Genomic DNA, 16838 nt, shown 5'->3' with positions numbered 1-16838 from the left:
TTCGCCCCTGCGCCGCACACTTCCCCGCCCAGGTGAGCGCTGAGCGCTGCTGTGCCCTGGAGCCAATGGCTGATGATGTCAGCCAGTGATGCCAAAGACCCCCAACCATGATCGGTTGGGGGTCTCGCTGGTGGGGCTAACAGGATTTGAACCTGTGGCCTCATCCTTATCAGGGATGCGCTCTAACCAACTGAGCTATAGCCCCGCCGCGCTCTGCGGTGTGTGTCCCGCGCGCTGACTCCTGAAGATTAGCGCACGAGGGGGGCAGTCCCAAAATCGGTTGTCGGAGGACCGTCAGCGGACGTTCCACCACACCGGCGCGGGCGCGGTCGGTCCGTCTACTCGTCCTCGGCCAGCGTCAGCTCGACGCCGCCGACGAAGCCCGCGGAGAGGTTGTAGATGAACGCTCCGAGGGTCGCGAGGGCCGTCGCCAGCACCACGTCGATCACGGCGATGATCGACGTGAACATCAGCACGTGGGGAAGGGACAGGAAGGACTGGAGGTCGAAGCCGTTCGACTCGTTGGAGCCGGTGGCCTCCGAGATCGTCCCGCCGACCGTGGTGAACACGCCCATCGCGTTCATGACCATCCACAGCACGGCGGACGCCACGATCGTGCAGATGCCCAGGGCGATGGAGAGCAGGAAGCTGACCTTCATCACCGACCACGGGTCGGCCTTGGCCACGCGCAGCCGGGCCTTGCGGGTGCGCGGTGTGGTACGCACGCCCGTGCGCGGCCGGCGCACCGCCTGGGAGGCGGGCTCGGCCGACTGGTAGGCCTGCGGCGGGTGGTACGGCCCGGAGGGCTGCTGCGGCTGCCGCTCCCCCGGCAGCGGAGAGCCCGCCGCCTGCTGACCGGCCGCGGCGTTCGCCTGCTGGGCCTGCGGACCTCGGGTGTCCGTCACCGTTCCCCCCTGGGATCCGTGAGTGTGGGGCGTGTGCGCATCGGTCGCGGGCGACTTGATCGCTTGCAGATTGGTCGTATGCGTGTCCGTCGCAGGCGCGGCGGAGCCACGGCCGCCGCCGTCCGCTCCTGTACCCGTGGAGGTACCGGCCGATCCGGCGCCCGTGGCTCCGCTCACGATGACTCTCTCCTCGTGCTACTCGGCCGAGGGCACCTCGCCCTCGTCCGTGCCGCTGGTCGCGGCCCCCTCGACGGTCTCGTCCACGGCCACGTCGCCGTCGACTTCCTCCGCCTCGCGCCCCGCCTCGGCGTTACGTGCGATACCGACGACGGCATCGCGCTTCCCCAGGTTGATCAGTTGGACGCCCATGGTGTCACGGCCCGTCTCCCTGACCTCGTTGACTCGCGTACGAATCACACCGCCCGAGAGCGTGATGGCGAGGATCTCGTCGGTCTCCTCGACAATCAGCGCCCCCACGAGCGAACCGCGGTCCTCCACGATCTTGGCGGCCTTGATGCCGAGGCCGCCGCGACCCTGGACGCGGTACTCGTCGACTCGGGTCCGCTTGGCGTACCCGCCATCGGTGGCAGTGAACACGAACGTACCGGGTCGAACAACATTCATCGAGAGCAGTTCGTCGCCCCCGCGGAAACTCATGCCCTTGACACCCGAGGTGGCACGGCCCATCGGACGCAGAGTGTCGTCGGAGGCGGTGAACCTGATCGATTGCGCCTTCTTGCTGATCAGAAGCAGATCGTCATCGGCGGAGACCAGCTCGGCCCCGATCAGTTCGTCATCGGAACCGTCCTCCTGCTCGCGCAGGTTGATCGCGATGACACCGCCGGAGCGAGGCGAATCGTAATCCTTCAGAGGCGTCTTCTTGACCAGGCCGGCCTTGGTGCCGAGCACCAGGTACGGCGCCGCCTCGTAGTCGCGGATCGCGAGGATCTGGGCGATCGCCTCGTCCGGCTGGAAGGCCAGCAGGTTCGCCACGTGCTGGCCGCGCGCGTCCCGGCCGGCGTCCGGCAGCTCGTACGCCTTCGCCCGGTACACCCGGCCCTTGTTGGTGAAGAACAGCAGCCAGTGGTGCGTGGTGGAGACGAAGAAGTGGTCGACGATGTCGTCTTCCTTCAGCTTCGTGCCGCGCACGCCCTTGCCGCCGCGCTTCTGGGCGCGGTAGTCGTCGGTCTTGGTCCGCTTGATGTAGCCGCCGCGGCTGACCGTGACGACAATGTCCTCTTCGGCGATCAGGTCCTCGATGGACATGTCGCCCTCGTAGGGGATCAGCTTCGTCTTGCGGTCGTCGCCGAACTTCTCGACGATCGCGGCCAGCTCCGCGCTGACGATCCCGCGCTGGCGGACCGGTGAGGCGAGGATCTCGTTGTACTCGGTGATCTTCGCCTGGAGCTCGTCGTGCTCCTGGACGATCTTCTGGCGCTCCAGGGCGGCCAGACGACGCAGCTGCATCTCGAGGATGGCGTTGGCCTGGATCTCGTCGATCTCCAGCAGGCCCATCAGGCCCTCGCGCGCGACCTCGACGGTCGCGCTGCGCCGGATCAGCGCGATGACCTCGTCGATGGCGTCCAGGGCCTTGAGCAGGCCGCGCAGGATGTGGGCGCGCTCCTCGGCCTTGCGCAGCCGGAAGCGGGTCCGGCGGACGATGACCTCGATCTGGTGCGTCACCCAGTGGCGGATGAACGCGTCCAGCGACAGGGTGCGCGGCACGCCGTCGACCAGCGCCAGCATGTTGGCGCCGAAGTTGGTCTGGAGGTCGGTGTGCTTGTACAGGTTGTTCAGGACGACCTTGGCGACCGCGTCCCGCTTGAGGACGATCACAAGGCGCTGACCGGTGCGCGAGCTGGTCTCGTCGCGGACGTCCGCGATGCCGCCGATCTTGCCGTCCTTCACCAGGTCGGCGATCTTCTGCGCGAGGTTGTCCGGGTTGACCTGGTACGGCAGCTCCGTGACCACCAGGCACTGGCGGTTCTGGATCTCCTCGACCTCGACCACGGCGCGCATGGTGATCGAGCCGCGGCCGGTGCGGTACGCCTCCTCGATGCCCTTGCGGCCGACGACGAGCGCTCCGGTGGGGAAGTCCGGGCCCTTGATCCGCTCGATCAGCGCGTCGAGGAGCTCCTCGTGGGAGGCCTCCGGGTTCTCCAGGTACCACTGGGCACCGGAGGCGACCTCGCGCAGGTTGTGCGGCGGGATGTTGGTCGCCATGCCCACCGCGATACCGGCCGAGCCGTTGATCAGCAGGTTCGGGAAGCGGGACGGCAGGACGGTCGGCTCCTGGGAGCGGCCGTCGTAGTTGTCCGTGAAGTCGACGGTCTCCTCGTCGATGTCGCGGACCATCTCCATCGACAGCGGCGCCATCTTGCACTCGGTGTAGCGCATGGCCGCCGCCGGGTCGTTGCCCGGCGAACCGAAGTTGCCGTTGGAGTCCACCAGCGGCATCCGCATCGCCCACGGCTGCGCCAGGCGGACCAGCGCGTCGTAGATCGAGGAGTCGCCGTGCGGGTGGTAGTTGCCCATGACGTCGCCGACGACGCGGGCGCACTTGTAGAAGCCGCGCTCGGGGCGGTAGCCGCCGTCGTACATGGCGTACAGGACGCGGCGGTGGACGGGCTTGAGACCGTCCCGGACGTCGGGCAGCGCACGCGAGACGATGACGGACATCGCGTAGTCGAGGTAGGAGCGCTGCATCTCCGTCTCGAGCCCGACGGGCTCGACGCGCATGGCGAGGTCGCCGCCCTCTTCAGGGGTGACTGGAGTGTTCTCGTCGGCCATTGCTGGTGAGGATCCTTCCTGGTTCGGTCAGCTGAGACCGACTCAGATGTCGAGGAAGCGGACGTCCTTGGCGTTGCGCTGGATGAACTGGCGGCGGGCCTCGACGTCCTCGCCCATCAGGACCGAGAACAGGTCGTCGGCCTGGGCGGCGTCGTCGAGGGTGACCTGGCCGAGTACGCGGTGCTCCTGGTCCATGGTGGTCACACGCAGCTCCTCGGCGTTCATCTCGCCGAGGCCCTTGAAGCGCTGGATCGAGTCCTCCCGCACCCGCTTGCCGCGCTGGCGGCCCAGCTCCAGGAGCGCGTCGCGCTCGCGGTCGGAGTACGCGTACTCGACGTCCTCCCGGCCCCACTTGATCTTGTACAGCGGGGGGCGGGACAGGAACACGTGCCCGGCCTCGACCAGGGGCCGCATGAAGCGGAACAGGAAGGTCAGCAGCAGGGTGTTGATGTGCTGGCCGTCGACGTCGGCGTCCGCCATCAGGATGATCTTGTGATAGCGGAGCTTCTCGATGTCGAAGTCCTCGTGCACACCTGTGCCGAACGCGGAGATCAGCGCCTGGATCTCCTGGTTCTGGAGGATCTTGTCGATCCGCGCCTTCTCGACGTTGAGGATCTTGCCGCGGATCGGCAGGATCGCCTGGTACTCCGGGTTGCGGCCGGACTTGGCCGAGCCGCCGGCGGAGTCACCCTCGACGATGAAGATCTCGCACTTGGTGGGGTCGTTCGACTGGCAGTCGGAGAGCTTGCCCGGCAGGGAGGCGGACTCCAGCAGGCCCTTGCGGCGGGTGAGGTCGCGGGCCTTGCGGGCCGCCACGCGCGCGGTGGCCGCCTGGATGCCCTTGCGGATGATGTCCGCCGCCTCGACCGGGTTGCGGTCCAGCCAGTCGTTCAGGTGTTCGTAGACGGCCTTCTGGACGAAGGTCTTCGCCTCCGTGTTGCCCAGCTTGGTCTTGGTCTGGCCCTCGAACTGCGGCTCGCTCAGCTTGACCGAGATGATCGCGGTCAGACCCTCGCGGATGTCGTCGCCCGTGAGGTTGTCGTCCTTGTCGCGCAGCAGCTTCTTGTCGCGCGCGTACTTGTTGATCAGGCTGGTGAGGGCCGCGCGGAAGCCCTCCTCGTGCGTACCGCCCTCGTGCGTGTGGATGATGTTCGCGAAGGAGTACACACCCTCGCTGTAGCCGCCGTTCCACTGCATGGCGACCTCGAGGGACAGGCTCTTGTCCTTGTCCTCGGCCTCCAGGTCGATGACCGTGGGGTGCACCACCTCCCCCTTGCGGGAGTTGAGGTACTTCACGAAGTCGACGATGCCGCCGTCGTAGCGGTAGACGACGGCCTTGACCTCGTCCTTCTCGTCCGCGCCCGCCTCGTCCGCGCCGGAGGTGGCCTTCGCGGACTCGCGCTCGTCGGTGAGCTTGATCGTCAAGCCCTTGTTGAGGAACGCCATCTCCTGGAAACGCCGCGACAGCGTCTCGAAGGAGTAGTCGGTGGTCTCGAAGATGTCCGGGTCGGCCCAGAAGGTGACCGAGGTGCCCGTCTCCTCGATCGCCTCGTGCTGGGCCAGCGGCGCCGTCGGGACGCCCATCTTGTAGTCCTGGGTCCAGCGGTGGCCGTCGGTCTTGACCTCGACGGAGACCTTCGAGGACAGGGCGTTCACCACGGAGACGCCGACGCCGTGCAGACCACCGGAGACCGCGTAACCGCCGCCGCCGAACTTGCCGCCCGCGTGCAGAACGGTCAGTACGACCTCCAGGGCCGGCTTGTTCTCGGAGGGGACGATGCCCACCGGAATGCCACGGCCGTTGTCGACCACACGCACGCCGCCGTCGGCCAGGATCGTCACGTCGATGGTGTCCGCGTGCCCGGCCAGCGCCTCGTCGACGGAGTTGTCGACCACCTCGTACACGAGGTGGTGCAGGCCACGCTCACCGGTGGAACCGATGTACATGCCGGGTCGCTTGCGGACCGCGTCCAGGCCCTCGAGCACGGTGATCGCGCTGGCGTCGTAAGAGGCCGCGACCTCACCGTTCGAGGATGCGGCCCCGTTCACGCCGGCTTCGGTGGACGGGATGTTCTCGTTGGGGTTGCCGGAATCGGCCACGAAGCGCCCTTTCTGGCACAGCACGAGCCGGGCTCGTCGGCGGGTTGCCGGAGCGGCTGCGGCATGTTGCGTTGGTAAGCCTTGCTCAGCGTTGCTCAGCTTTTCCCGGACGGTCCCCACGATTGGGGCGGGATTGCCTTCCAGTCTACCGGTAGCGCTGACAGTGATGGGGGTTTGCCGGTACCTGAGTACGCATGTGGCGCCCTCAACCGGTCTTGGCCGGGTCCCGATATGCACAAGGGGGCTCCAAGAGGCTCACAGCGGCACTCAGCGCTTCCGGACGTCAACACTTCGCTACTCCCGGGTCAGGTCTGGATTCGCAAGAGCGTGCGGTTGTACGAAGGACGGCCGTCAGGCGCCCGGAGATGACCGCCACAAACCCGTTGTGTGACGTCTGTCACCCATAGGTGTCGCCGGGGCCCGTGCTGCCCGGCACCCGCAGCGGACCGTACCTGCGGCCGCCGCCGCCCGGCCCGAAGACCTTGATCGTCCGCACCGCGCCGTGCCCCAGGTCCTCGTTGAGCCGGGCCACCAGCGTCGGAGCGAGCAGACGCAGGTTCGTCGCCCACGCCGTCGAGTCGCAGCGCACCGTCAGCACTCGCTCGTCCTCGTCGTACCGGTCCGGCACGCAGTGCTTGGCCACATCCGCCCCGACGATCTGCGGCCAGCGCCCCATCACGCCGCCCACCGCGGCCGGCGCCTCCCAGCCGCGCTCGGTGATCAGCCGGTTGATCGCGGCGCCCAGAGCCATGGGATCACGGCCGTCGGCCCGCGCGCCGGAACGCAGACCACCACGCCGCGCCTGCCTGCGCTGCTGCGCCGCGTCCCCACGCGCGCGTGCCGCCTCCTTCGCCGCGCGCAGCGCCACCCGCGCGAGGTCGACGCCCGACGGCTCGGGCACCTTCCCCCGGCCCGGGTCCCGCTCGCCGCTCATACGCGCTCCACCGTTCCGTCCGACACGGCGAACCGCGTACCCGTCAGCACGTGCGGCACGTCGTCGTCGACCGCGGCGGTCACCAGGACCTGTTCACCGGGCGCCACCAGCTCCGCCAGCCGCTCACGGCGACGGGTGTCCAGCTCCGCGAAGACGTCGTCGAGGATCAGCACCGGCTCATTGCCCTCCGCGCGCAGCAGGTCGTACGACGCCAGCCGCAGCGCCAGCGCGAACGACCAGGACTCCCCGTGGGAGGCGTATCCCTTCGCCGGCAGCTGACCGAGTCTGAGCACCACGTCGTCCCGGTGCGGCCCCACCAGCGTCACGCCCCGCTCGATCTCCTGCTTGCGGACGTCCGCGAGCGCGGCCATCAGCTGCGCGAAGAGATCCTCACGCGTGTGTGCCTCGCCGGGCGCCGACGGCTTGTACTCCAGCACGACCGGACCGCCGCCGGGAGCCAGCTGCTCGTACGCCTTGTCCGCCAGCGGCTCCAGCGCGCCGACCAGGTCCAGGCGCTGGGCGAGCACTTCGGCGCCCGCCCGCGCCAGATGCTGGTCCCACACGTCCAGCGTGGACAGGTCCATCGAACGGCCACCGTGCCGACGCGCCAGCGCGGCCGACTTCAGCAGCGTGTTGCGCTGCTTGAGCACCCGCTCGTAGTCGGAGCGCACCCCGGCCATGCGTGGAGAACGCGCCGTCACCAGCTCGTCGAGGAAACGCCGCCGCTCCCCGGGATCGCCCTTGACCAGGGCCAGGTCCTCGGGCGCGAACAGCACGGTGCGGACGATGCCCAGCACATCCCGCGGCCTGACCTGCGAGGACCGGTTGATACGGGCGCGGTTGGCCCGGCCGGGGTTCAGCTCCAGCTCGACCAGCTGCTGCCGCTCTCCCTGCCGCACCTGCGCCCGGATCACCGCACGCTCGGCGCCCATGCGGACCAGCGGGGCGTCGGAGGTGACCCGGTGGCTGCCGAGCGTGGCCAGGTAGCCGATCGCCTCGACGAGGTTCGTCTTGCCCTGGCCGTTGGGGCCGACGAACGCCGTGACACCCCGGTCGAGCGGAACCTCGGCCCGGCCGTACGAGCGGAAGTCGGCCAGCGACAGATGCGTGACGTGCATGGTCGTTCGCCGACCTCCCCCGGCGTTGCGGACCGCCGAGGCGGTCCGGTGGACTACTTCTTCTCCACGGCGTGACCGCCGAACTGGTTGCGCAGCGCGGCGATCATCTTCATCTGCGGCGAGTCCTCCTGGCGCGAGGAGAACCGCGCGAACAGCGAGGCCGTTATCGCGGGCAGCGGCACGGCGTTGTCGATGGCGGCCTCCACCGTCCACCGGCCCTCGCCGGAGTCCTGCGCGTAACCCCTCAGCTGCTCCAGGTGCTCGTCCTCGTCGAGGGAGTTCACCGCCAGGTCCAGCAGCCAGGAGCGGATGACGGTGCCCTCCTGCCAGGAGCGGAAGACCTCGCGGACGTTCTCCACGGAGTCGACCTTCTCCAGCAGCTCCCAGCCCTCGGCGTAGGCCTGCATCATCGCGTACTCGATGCCGTTGTGGACCATCTTGGCGAAGTGGCCCGCCCCGACCTTGCCGGCGTGCACCGCGCCGAGGTCGCCCTCCGGCTTGAGCGCGTCGAAGACCGGCTGCACCTGGGCGACGTTCTCCGCGTCGCCGCCGTACATCAGCGCATAGCCGTTCTCCAGGCCCCACACGCCGCCGGAGACGCCGCAGTCGACGAAGCCGATGCCCTTGGCGGCCAGCTCCTCCGCATGCCTCTCGTCGTCCGTCCAGCGGGAGTTCCCGCCGTCCACGACCACGTCGCCGGGCTCCAGCAGCTCGGCGAGGGCGTCGATCGTGCCCTGGGTGGGCTCGCCGGCCGGGACCATCACCCAGACCACGCGCCGGCCGTGCAGCTTGCCCACAAGCTCTTCCAGGCTGTGGACATCGGCGAGGTCCGGGTTGCGGTCGTATCCGATGACGGTGTGGCCTGCGCGGCGGATCCGCTCGCGCATGTTGCCACCCATCTTGCCGAGGCCGACGAGACCGAGCTCCATCAGTTGCGTTCCTTAGGTTTCACGACGTGACGTTCCGGCACTTTCGTACCTGCGTCCGAGCCTAGACCCGGACGCTCGCGCACATCCGTGGGCATAAGCGCTCATACGTATGCCCGGACCTGGGGTCGCCACCTGCGGAAACGCGCCCGGCCGTCAGCCGGCTCAGCCGCTCAGCCGTACCGGCATGATCAGGTACTTGTAGGCCTCGTCCGCCTCGGCGTCCACCGCGGGCTTGCCGCTGAGCAGCGCCGGCTTGGTGGACGTCGTGAAGGACAGCTGGGCCACCGGGGAGTCGATCGCGCTGAGGCCGTCCAGCAGGAACGTCGGGTTGAAGGCGATCGAGATGTCGTCGCCCTCCAGCTGCGCGTCGACCCTCTCCACAGCCTGTGCGTCGTCGCTGGAGCCGGCCTCCAGGATCAGCACGCCCTGCTCGAAGCTCAGACGCACCGGGGTGTTGCGCTCGGCGACCAGCGCCACGCGCTTGACGGCCTCCACGAAGGGGGCGGTCTCGATGACGGCCACGGAGTTGAACTCCGTCGGGAACAGGGTGCGGTACTTCGGGAGGTCGCCCTCCAGCAGACGCGTGGTCGTGCGCCGCCCGGCACCCTCGAAGCCGATCAGGCCCTCACCGGCACCCGAGCCGGACAGCGCCAGGATCACGCTGTCGCCGCTGGTCAGCGCCTTGGCGGTGTCCAGCAGGGTCTTGGCGGGCACCAGGGCGACCGCGGAGGCGTCCGGGTTCTCCGGCTTCCACAGGAACTCGCGGACCGCGAAGCGGTAGCGGTCGGTGGAGGCCAGCGTGACGGTGTCGCCCTCGATCTCGATGCGGACACCGGTCAGCACGGGCAGCGTGTCGTCGCGGCCGGCCGCGATCGCCACCTGCTGCACGGCGGAGGCGAAGACCTCGCCGGGGACCGTGCCCGTCGCGTTCGGCATCTGCGGGAGCGCCGGGTACTCCTCCACAGGCAGGGTGTGGAGGGTGAAGCGCGAGGAGCCGCAGACCACCGTCGCCCGTACACCGTCTGTGGAGATCTCCACCGGGCGGTTGGGCAGGGCGCGCGAGATGTCGGCGAGCAGGCGACCGGAGACGAGGACCGTGCCCTCCTCGTCGACCTCGGCCTCCACGGACACCCGCGCGGAGACCTCGTAGTCGAAGCTGGACAGGCTCAGCTGGCCGTCCTCCGCCTTGAGCAGCAGGCCGGCGAGAACAGGCGCCGGCGGACGGGCCGGGAGGCTGCGTGCCGCCCAGGCCACTGCCTCCGCGAGTACGTCGCGTTCCACCCGGATCTTCACCGTAAGCCGCCTCCTGCTGTTGCTACTGAGTCCTCCGACTCGGTGTCACCGCCCACTGGGACGGGAAGGACACCGGGGACCAGTCTGACGCACGGCACTGACAGTAGGCGCCTGTCGGGGTCAAGTCGCTCCGAGGGGCGGTCGGGCTCGAGAGCTCGAGTTGTGCACAGGCCCCGCTTCGAAACGGATTCCGCACTCTCTCCAGTTGGGAGTAGTAGTAGGCCCTGTGGATACCGTGGATAACCACGTTTGCCCAGCTCAGCGCGGAAATTTTGTCCACTGCCCCTGTGGGTGGGACCGGTGGACAACCGGGCGTCTCTGTGGAGAACGGGAAGTTCTGCACACCCTGCCCACAGCCCGAGGGCAGTTCTCCCCAGCTGCGTCCCCAGGTTTACCCACGTTTCCCACACGCCAATCGCGCACCTTGGTGTGACGGCTTTCACTCGACGCGGTGACCGGCGGCGTCGCGTTGCCGAACAGTGGACAGGGGTGTGGAGAAGCAGCCGATCACTGGGGACAACGGTCTCCAGCCTGTGGGTTGCCGGTGGACAACTTTGGCCGCGGCCTGTGGATCATCGCTTCGTCCACAGTCTGTGGAGAGTGCTCGTCCACGATTCCACAGGCCCCTGAGCTGGTGTGATGGTGTTTCCACCACACAGCCTGTGGAAGCGATCTGGACAACTTCCCAGTCCCCAGGATGTGGACGGAAGAAAGTCGCCGAATCTGTGGAGGACGGCCGTAACCCGGTGCGGATTCGAACAGCGGCGGACGCCACAACGACTCAGGGCGCCCCCGGGATCCGCTCCCGGAGGCGCCCTGAGCGCCGCTCTGCGTGTTCTCAGCCGTTCTTGATGCGGTTGGTCAGCTCCGTGACCTGGTTGTAGATGGAGCGCCGCTCGGCCATCAGCGCGCGGATCTTCCGGTCGGCGTGCATGACGGTCGTGTGGTCGCGGCCGCCGAACTGGGCGCCGATCTTCGGCAGCGATAGATCGGTCAGCTCACGGCACAGGTACATGGCGATCTGGCGGGCGGTGACCAGGGCCCGGCCGCGCGAGGTGCCGCACAGGTCCTCGACGGTGAGGCCGAAGTAGTCGGCCGTGGCCGCCATGATGGCCGGCGCCGTGATCTCCGGGGCCGTGTCCTCGCCACCGGGGATCAGGTCCTTCAGGACGATCTCCGTCAGGCCCAGGTCCACCGGCTGCCGGTTGAGCGAGGCGAACGCCGTCACCCGGATCAGCGCGCCCTCCAGCTCGCGGATGTTGCGCGAGATCCGGGAGGCGATGAACTCCAGCACCTCCGGCGGGGCGTTCAGCTGCTCCTGCACCGCCTTCTTGCGCAGGATCGCGATACGGGTCTCCAGCTCGGGCGGCTGGACGTCGGTGATCAGTCCCCACTCGAACCGGTTGCGCAGCCGGTCCTCCAGGGTCACCAGCTGCTTGGGCGGCCGGTCGCTGGAGAGCACGATCTGCTTGTTGGCGTTGTGGAGGGTGTTGAAGGTGTGGAAGAACTCCTCCTGCGTCGACTCCTTGTCCGCGAGGAACTGGATGTCGTCGACGAGCAGGATGTCCATCTCGCGGTAGCGCTTGCGGAAGCTGTCGCCCTTGCCGTCGCGGATGGAGTTGATGAACTCGTTGGTGAACTCCTCGGAGCTCACGTAGCGCACGCGCGTGCCCGGGTACAGGCTGCGCGCGTAGTGGCCGATCGCGTGCAGCAGGTGGGTCTTGCCGAGTCCGGACTCCCCGTAGATGAACAGGGGGTTGTACGCCTTGGCGGGTGCCTCGGCGACGGCGACCGCGGCCGCGTGCGCGAAGCGGTTGGACGCGCCGATGACGAACGTGTCGAAGAGGTACTTGGGGTTCAGGCGCGCCGTCGGCTCGCCGGGGCCGGCCGCCGGTGCGGGCTGCGCGGCCAGCGGGCCGGGGGCGCCGCTGGAGGGCGGGTTCGGGCCCACCGGGCCGCCGCGGTGCACCTGGCCGGAGCCGACCGGCGGCTCCGGTGGCTCGCGGTGGCCGGCGTCGCGCTGGTCGTAGTCGCGGGCGTCGTACTCGCCGCGGGACGGGTCGTAGTCGGAGCGCGGCTGGTCGTACGGCGGGCGCTCCATCGACGGGGACCGGTAGTCCTGCGCGTAGGAGTCCTTGGCCGGCGGATACGCGTCCTGGCGGCCGTACCCGGTGTCCTGCGGGCCGTAGGGGTCCTGGGACGGCGAGGCGTAGGGGTCCCGCTCCGGGAAGCCGAGCCGCTGCTGCTGCCACCCGTAGTCGTCCTGGTGGTGACGCGGCCAGGCGCCGGGCTCGGGACGCTGGTACTCGGCGTACTCCGACGGATAGGCCGGGCGGGCGGTCGGGAGCTGGTCGCCGCCGTCCGCCGGCTGCGGGCCCGTGCGCGGGGGCGGCAGATGGTCGCTCTGGGCGCCCGGGAACTGGTCGGGGCGGGCGGGACGGTGGACGTCCGCCCGGCGCCGGCCGTAGCCCTCGTAGCCGCCGCCCTGGCCCGCGGGCAGTTCCTGGTCCTCGTAGCGCGGCGCCGGTGCGGGCGCGGGGGCCTGGGGCTCGCCGACGGAGCTGTCGACGGTGATCGCGATCCGGATCGGGCGACCGCACTCACGGCTCAGCGTCTCGCTGACGACGGGGGCGAGGCGCCCTTCGAGTACGCCCTTGGCGAACTCGTTCGGTACGGCGAGCAGCGCGGTGTCCGCGACCAGCGCGAGGGGCTGGCAGCGCCGGATCCAGTGTTCGTCCTTCGTCTCGACGCCCTGTCCGCGTCCCTCGCCGAGAAGCTGCTCCAGAACTCGTGGCCACACTGCGGCAAGATCGGCAGGTACGTCAGCCACAGGGCACGCTCTCTCGCAGGTCCCGCGAACGTGTGGTGCGGGACGGGTCGGTATCTAAAACGGGTGGGGCGGGGGACATGGGAACGAATCGGAGTCCAGTCAAGGTAGTCAGCGCCACGGGTGCGGTTCAAGTCGTTGTCCCCAGGCTGTGGACAGTGTCTCTCGGAGGCGGCTGGTTTGACCGAATGGCGTAGCCGCGCGTACCGTAACCAGGTCGAGTTGTCGATGGCTGCTGCCGCCTGCCTCCGAAGGGCACAGATCGCGTCATAGGGTGATCGGAAAGCGGTGCACTCGGGCGTTACTGCGAGCTGATCGTGGGCGCACGGTGACAGCCAGGACGGCACCCCGCCACTACTGATTCTTTCTGGAGCCCCCGAGTGAGCAAGCGCACCTTCCAGCCGAACAACCGTCGTCGCGCGAAGACCCACGGCTTCCGGCTGCGTATGCGCACCCGTGCCGGCCGCGCGATTCTCGCGTCTCGCCGTAGCAAGGGTCGCGCCCGTCTGTCCGCCTGATTCCGGTCAGGTCATGACGTCGTGCTGCCCACCGAGAACCGGCTGAGGCGGCGCGAGGACTTCGCGACCGCGGTACGACGAGGGCGTCGAGCCGGACGCCCGCTTCTCGTCGTCCATCTACGCAGCGGTGCCACGGACCCGCACGCGCCAGGGGAGAGCGCTCCCCCGTCGCGTGCGGGTTTCGTCGTGAGCAAGGCGGTGGGCGGCGCGGTCGTCCGCAACGCGGTGAAGCGCAGACTTCGCCATCTGATGCGCGACCGAGTCGCCTTGCTGCCCCCCGGTAGCCTGGTAGTCGTACGAGCGCTGCCCGGTGCGGGCGACGCCGATCACGCACAGCTGGCCCGAGACCTGGATGCCGCCCTTCGACGGCTGCTGGGAGGGGGCACGCGATGAAGTACCCGCTGCTGGCTCTGATCAAGCTGTACCAGTGGACCATCAGCCCGTTGCTCGGGCCGGTGTGCAAGTACTACCCGTCGTGTTCCCACTACGGCTACACGGCCATCGACCGGCACGGTGCGATCAAGGGAACCGCGCTCACCGCGTGGCGCATCCTGCGGTGCAATCCGTGGTCGCTCGGCGGTGTGGACCATGTTCCGCCGCGCAAGCGTCCGCGGTGGCACGAAATGCTGCGTGACGCCTGGCGTGCGCGCAGGGGCGGGTCCTCCGCCGCCGAAACGGCCACCGACGGGAAGATGCCGGCGGTCCCGGCCGCAGAGACCTCGTCCCATGCCCAAGGAGCATGATTAGTGGACACGATTGCCAGCCTCTTCAGCTTCATCACGACACCCGTTTCCTGGGTCATCGTCCAGTTCCACACGGTGTACGGCACGATCTTCGGCCCTGACACCGGGTGGGCCTGGGGCCTGTCCATCGTGTCCTTGGTGATCCTGATCCGCATCTGCCTGATTCCGCTCTTCGTGAAGCAGATCAAGGCGACCCGGGCCATGCAGACGCTCCAGCCCGAGATGAAGAAGATCCAGGAGCGCTACAAGAACGACAAGCAGCGTCAGTCCGAAGAGATGATGAAGCTGTACAAGGAGTCGGGTACCAACCCGCTCTCCTCGTGCCTTCCCATCCTGGCGCAGTCGCCGTTCTTCTTCGCCCTGTACCACGTGCTCAACGGCATCGCGACGGGCAAGACGATCGGCGTCATCGACGATCAGCTGCTGGCCAGTGCCCGTAAGGCACACATCGTGGGGGCGCCGCTCGCCGCGAAGTTCATGGACAGCACCGACAAGGTCACCGCGCTCGGCGCCACGCTGGCCGACGTCCGCGTGGTGACCGCGGTCATGATCATCCTGATGTCGGCGTCGCAGTTCTACACGCAGCGCCAGCTGATGACGAAGAACGTCGACACGACGGTGAAGACGCCGTTCATGCAGCAGCAGAAGATGCTGATGTACGTCTTCCCGGTCATGTTCGCCATCTTCGGCATCAACTTCCCGGTCGGTGTCCTTGTCTACTGGCTGACCACCAACGTGTGGACCATGGGCCAGCAGATGTACGTCATCCACAACAACCCGACCCCGGGTTCCAAGGCCCAGGCCGCCTACCTGGAGCGGCTCTTCAAGCACGTCACGCGCCACGGCAAGACCCGCAACCGGCGTGAGAAGGCCATCGTCAAGGCGATCGTCGTCAAGGGCCGGGACCGCAACGAGTTCGAGCGCAAGTTCATCAACGGTCTGAACAAGACGGGTCTCGCGGCCCAGTCCGACGGTTCCGTGGTGAAGAGCGACAGCGCCGCCGTCGCGCAGGCCGAGGACGGTACGACCACCACCACCGCCACCGCCACTGCTCCCCGGCGCCAGCAGCCCAAGCGGCAGTCCAAGTCGCAGCGTCAGTCGGGCGGCACGAAGCCGGCCGGTGAGGCGACGGAGTCTCCGTCGCTGACCAAGTCCGACGAGCCGGAGGACGCTCCGGCCGCAGCCGGCAAGAAACCCGCCTCGAAGCCCGGCAACGGCGCTCGCAGCAAGGCCCAGTCCGGACAGCGCAAGGGTCCGCAGCGGCCCAAGTCCCCGTCCAAGAAGTAAGAAGGAGCCCATCCCGTGACGGAAGGCACCACCTCCGCCGCTGCCGAGGGCGCGGACGCCCTGACCCGCCTGGAGCAGGAGGGCGAGATCGCGGCGGACTACCTCGAGGGTCTACTGGACATCGCCGACCTCGACGGTGACATCGACATGGATGTCGAGGCCGACCGCGCCTCTGTCTCGATCATCAGTGACACCGGCGGTCGCGACCTGCAGAAGCTGGTCGGCCGTGACGGTGAGGTGCTGGAGGCACTGCAGGAGCTCACACGCCTGGCCGTGCACCGGGAGACCGGCGACCGCAGCCGTCTGATGCTGGACATCGCGGGCTACCGCGCCAAGAAGCGGACCGAGCTGTCCGAGCTGGGAGCGAAGGCCGCCGCCGAGGCCAAGAGCAGCGGCGAGCCCGTGAAGCTGAAGCCGATGACTCCGTTCGAGCGCAAGGTCGTGCACGACGCGGTCAAGGCCGCCGGCCTGCGCAGTGAGTCGGAGGGCGAGGAGCCACAGCGCTTCGTCGTCGTGCTTCCCGCCTGAGCGGTCCCACGTTCCACCGGCCCCGTCTGTTGCGCAGGCGGGGCCGTACTTTGTCAGCCTGGTAGTTCTGATGGTCGGCGTCGAGAGCGCCGATGTGGTACGGAAGGACGGTCCCCGTGACGGCGGAAGCGGAACTCCCCCCTGCGCCCGAGCAGGCACGTGACGTATTTGGTGATCGCTTCACGGATGCGGTCCGGTACGCCGAGCTGCTGGCCGAGGCAGGAGTGCAGCGAGGGCTCATCGGCCCGCGTGAGGTGCCCCGTCTGTGGGAGCGGCATCTGCTGAACTGTGCGGTGCTCTCGGAGGTGGTTCCCGAGGGGGTGACGGTGTGCGACGTCGGCTCGGGCGCCGGCCTGCCGGGCATCCCCCTGGCCCTGGTCCGGGAGGACCTGAAGATCACGCTGTTGGAGCCGCTGCTGCGGCGCACCAACTTCCTCACCGAGGTCGTGGAACTGCTGGGGCTCGACCACGTCACCGTCGTCCGGGGGCGTGCCGAGGAAGTGATGGGCAAGATCCCGCCAGTGCATGTGGTGACCGCCCGCGCGGTCGCGCCGCTGGACCGCCTGGCCACGTGGGGCATTCCGTTGCTGCGTCCCTACGGGGAGATGCTCGCCCTCAAGGGGGACACCGCCGAGGAAGAGCTGAAGAGCGCGGCCGCCGCCCTGAGCAAGCTCGGCGCGGTGGAGACCTCCATCCTGCATGTGGGTGAGGGCATCGTGGATCCGTCCTCCACCGTCGTTCGGGTCGAGGTCGGGGAAAGCCCGGGCGGCGTACGCTTCGCGGCCAAGCGGGCGAAGGCGGCGCGGACGGGGCGGACGCGACGGCGCCGATAGTCGCCCCTACTCCACACAAGCTGCCAAACCTCC

General features: G+C 68.6%; 14 protein-coding genes and 1 tRNA gene. 6 read left to right on the top strand and 9 right to left on the bottom strand.

Annotation, left to right across the window (positions count from 1 at the left end; all coding sequences use genetic code 11):
• Positions 1-128: 128 nt before the first annotated feature.
• From ACFY3J_RS08445 to dnaA, 9 genes are all read right to left on the bottom strand, one after another.
• Positions 129-205 (bottom strand) — tRNA-Ile (locus ACFY3J_RS08445).
• 133 nt (positions 206-338) lie between these two features.
• A complete protein-coding gene (locus ACFY3J_RS08440) occupies positions 339-1082 on the bottom strand; it encodes a DUF3566 domain-containing protein (RefSeq protein WP_390840579.1) in 744 nt (247 codons plus the stop codon).
• An 18-nt stretch (positions 1083-1100) separates the two neighbouring features.
• Entirely contained in the window at positions 1101-3695 is a 2595-nt protein-coding gene (gene gyrA / locus ACFY3J_RS08435) for a DNA gyrase subunit A (protein WP_384174416.1), read from the bottom strand.
• A gap of 42 nt (positions 3696-3737) precedes the next feature.
• The gene (gene gyrB / locus ACFY3J_RS08430) at positions 3738-5819 is read right to left on the bottom strand and encodes a DNA topoisomerase (ATP-hydrolyzing) subunit B (protein ID WP_384174413.1); all 2082 of its coding nucleotides are present in this window, start codon (positions 5817-5819) and stop codon (positions 3738-3740) included.
• A 373-nt stretch (positions 5820-6192) separates the two neighbouring features.
• Positions 6193-6729, bottom strand: coding sequence for a DUF721 domain-containing protein (locus tag ACFY3J_RS08425; protein ID WP_384174410.1), 537 nt, complete (start codon positions 6727-6729; stop codon positions 6193-6195).
• Positions 6726-7847, bottom strand: coding sequence for a DNA replication/repair protein RecF (gene recF / locus ACFY3J_RS08420; protein ID WP_384174407.1), 1122 nt, complete (start codon positions 7845-7847; stop codon positions 6726-6728). Before recF ends, ACFY3J_RS08425 begins: the two co-directional genes overlap by 4 nt.
• 53 nt (positions 7848-7900) lie before the next feature.
• Positions 7901-8776: a phosphogluconate dehydrogenase (NAD(+)-dependent, decarboxylating) gene (gene gnd / locus ACFY3J_RS08415; protein ID WP_390840578.1), complete on the bottom strand. Its 876-nt coding sequence runs from the start codon at positions 8774-8776 to the stop codon at positions 7901-7903.
• Positions 8777-8938: 162 nt separating this feature from the next.
• A complete protein-coding gene (dnaN, locus tag ACFY3J_RS08410; protein WP_141359853.1) occupies positions 8939-10069 on the bottom strand; it encodes a DNA polymerase III subunit beta in 1131 nt (376 codons plus the stop codon).
• A gap of 838 nt (positions 10070-10907) precedes the next feature.
• Complete coding sequence (gene dnaA, locus ACFY3J_RS08405; protein ID WP_390840577.1) at positions 10908-12899, bottom strand: chromosomal replication initiator protein DnaA; 1992 nt, start codon at positions 12897-12899, stop codon at positions 10908-10910.
• A gap of 377 nt (positions 12900-13276) precedes the next feature.
• Here dnaA and rpmH point away from each other — a divergent pair, with 377 nt between their 5' ends.
• The 6 genes from rpmH (at position 13277) to rsmG (ending at position 16805) form a co-directional block, all read left to right on the top strand.
• Positions 13277-13414, top strand: a complete 138-nt coding sequence (gene rpmH / locus ACFY3J_RS08400; protein WP_003956500.1) for a 50S ribosomal protein L34 — start codon at positions 13277-13279, stop codon at positions 13412-13414.
• Between the two features lie 21 nt (positions 13415-13435).
• Positions 13436-13807, top strand: a complete 372-nt coding sequence (gene rnpA / locus ACFY3J_RS08395) for a ribonuclease P protein component (protein ID WP_326803255.1) — start codon at positions 13436-13438, stop codon at positions 13805-13807.
• On the top strand, positions 13804-14157 hold the full coding sequence (gene yidD / locus ACFY3J_RS08390) for a membrane protein insertion efficiency factor YidD (RefSeq protein ID WP_100570530.1): 354 nt from the start codon (positions 13804-13806) through the stop codon (positions 14155-14157). The genes rnpA and yidD overlap by 4 nt, the downstream gene beginning before the upstream one ends.
• A 3-nt stretch (positions 14158-14160) precedes the next feature.
• The gene (gene yidC / locus ACFY3J_RS08385) at positions 14161-15444 is read left to right on the top strand and encodes a membrane protein insertase YidC (RefSeq protein ID WP_384174395.1); all 1284 of its coding nucleotides are present in this window, start codon (positions 14161-14163) and stop codon (positions 15442-15444) included.
• Between the two features lie 15 nt (positions 15445-15459).
• Positions 15460-15972 (top strand): R3H domain-containing nucleic acid-binding protein, encoded by a 513-nt coding sequence (locus ACFY3J_RS08380; RefSeq protein ID WP_141359858.1) that lies wholly within the window; start codon positions 15460-15462, stop codon positions 15970-15972.
• Positions 15973-16088: 116 nt separating this feature from the next.
• Positions 16089-16805, top strand: a complete 717-nt coding sequence (gene rsmG / locus ACFY3J_RS08375) for a 16S rRNA (guanine(527)-N(7))-methyltransferase RsmG (RefSeq protein WP_384174391.1) — start codon at positions 16089-16091, stop codon at positions 16803-16805.
• The last annotated feature ends 33 nt before the right edge of the window (positions 16806-16838 follow it).

The sequence above is a fragment of the Streptomyces sp. NPDC001231 genome, assembly GCF_042896885.1.
In the GTDB taxonomy this organism is placed as follows: domain Bacteria; phylum Actinomycetota; class Actinomycetes; order Streptomycetales; family Streptomycetaceae; genus Streptomyces.
Note: the sequence above shows the minus strand (reverse complement) of the source record. Positions and strands in the feature narration are given on the sequence as shown.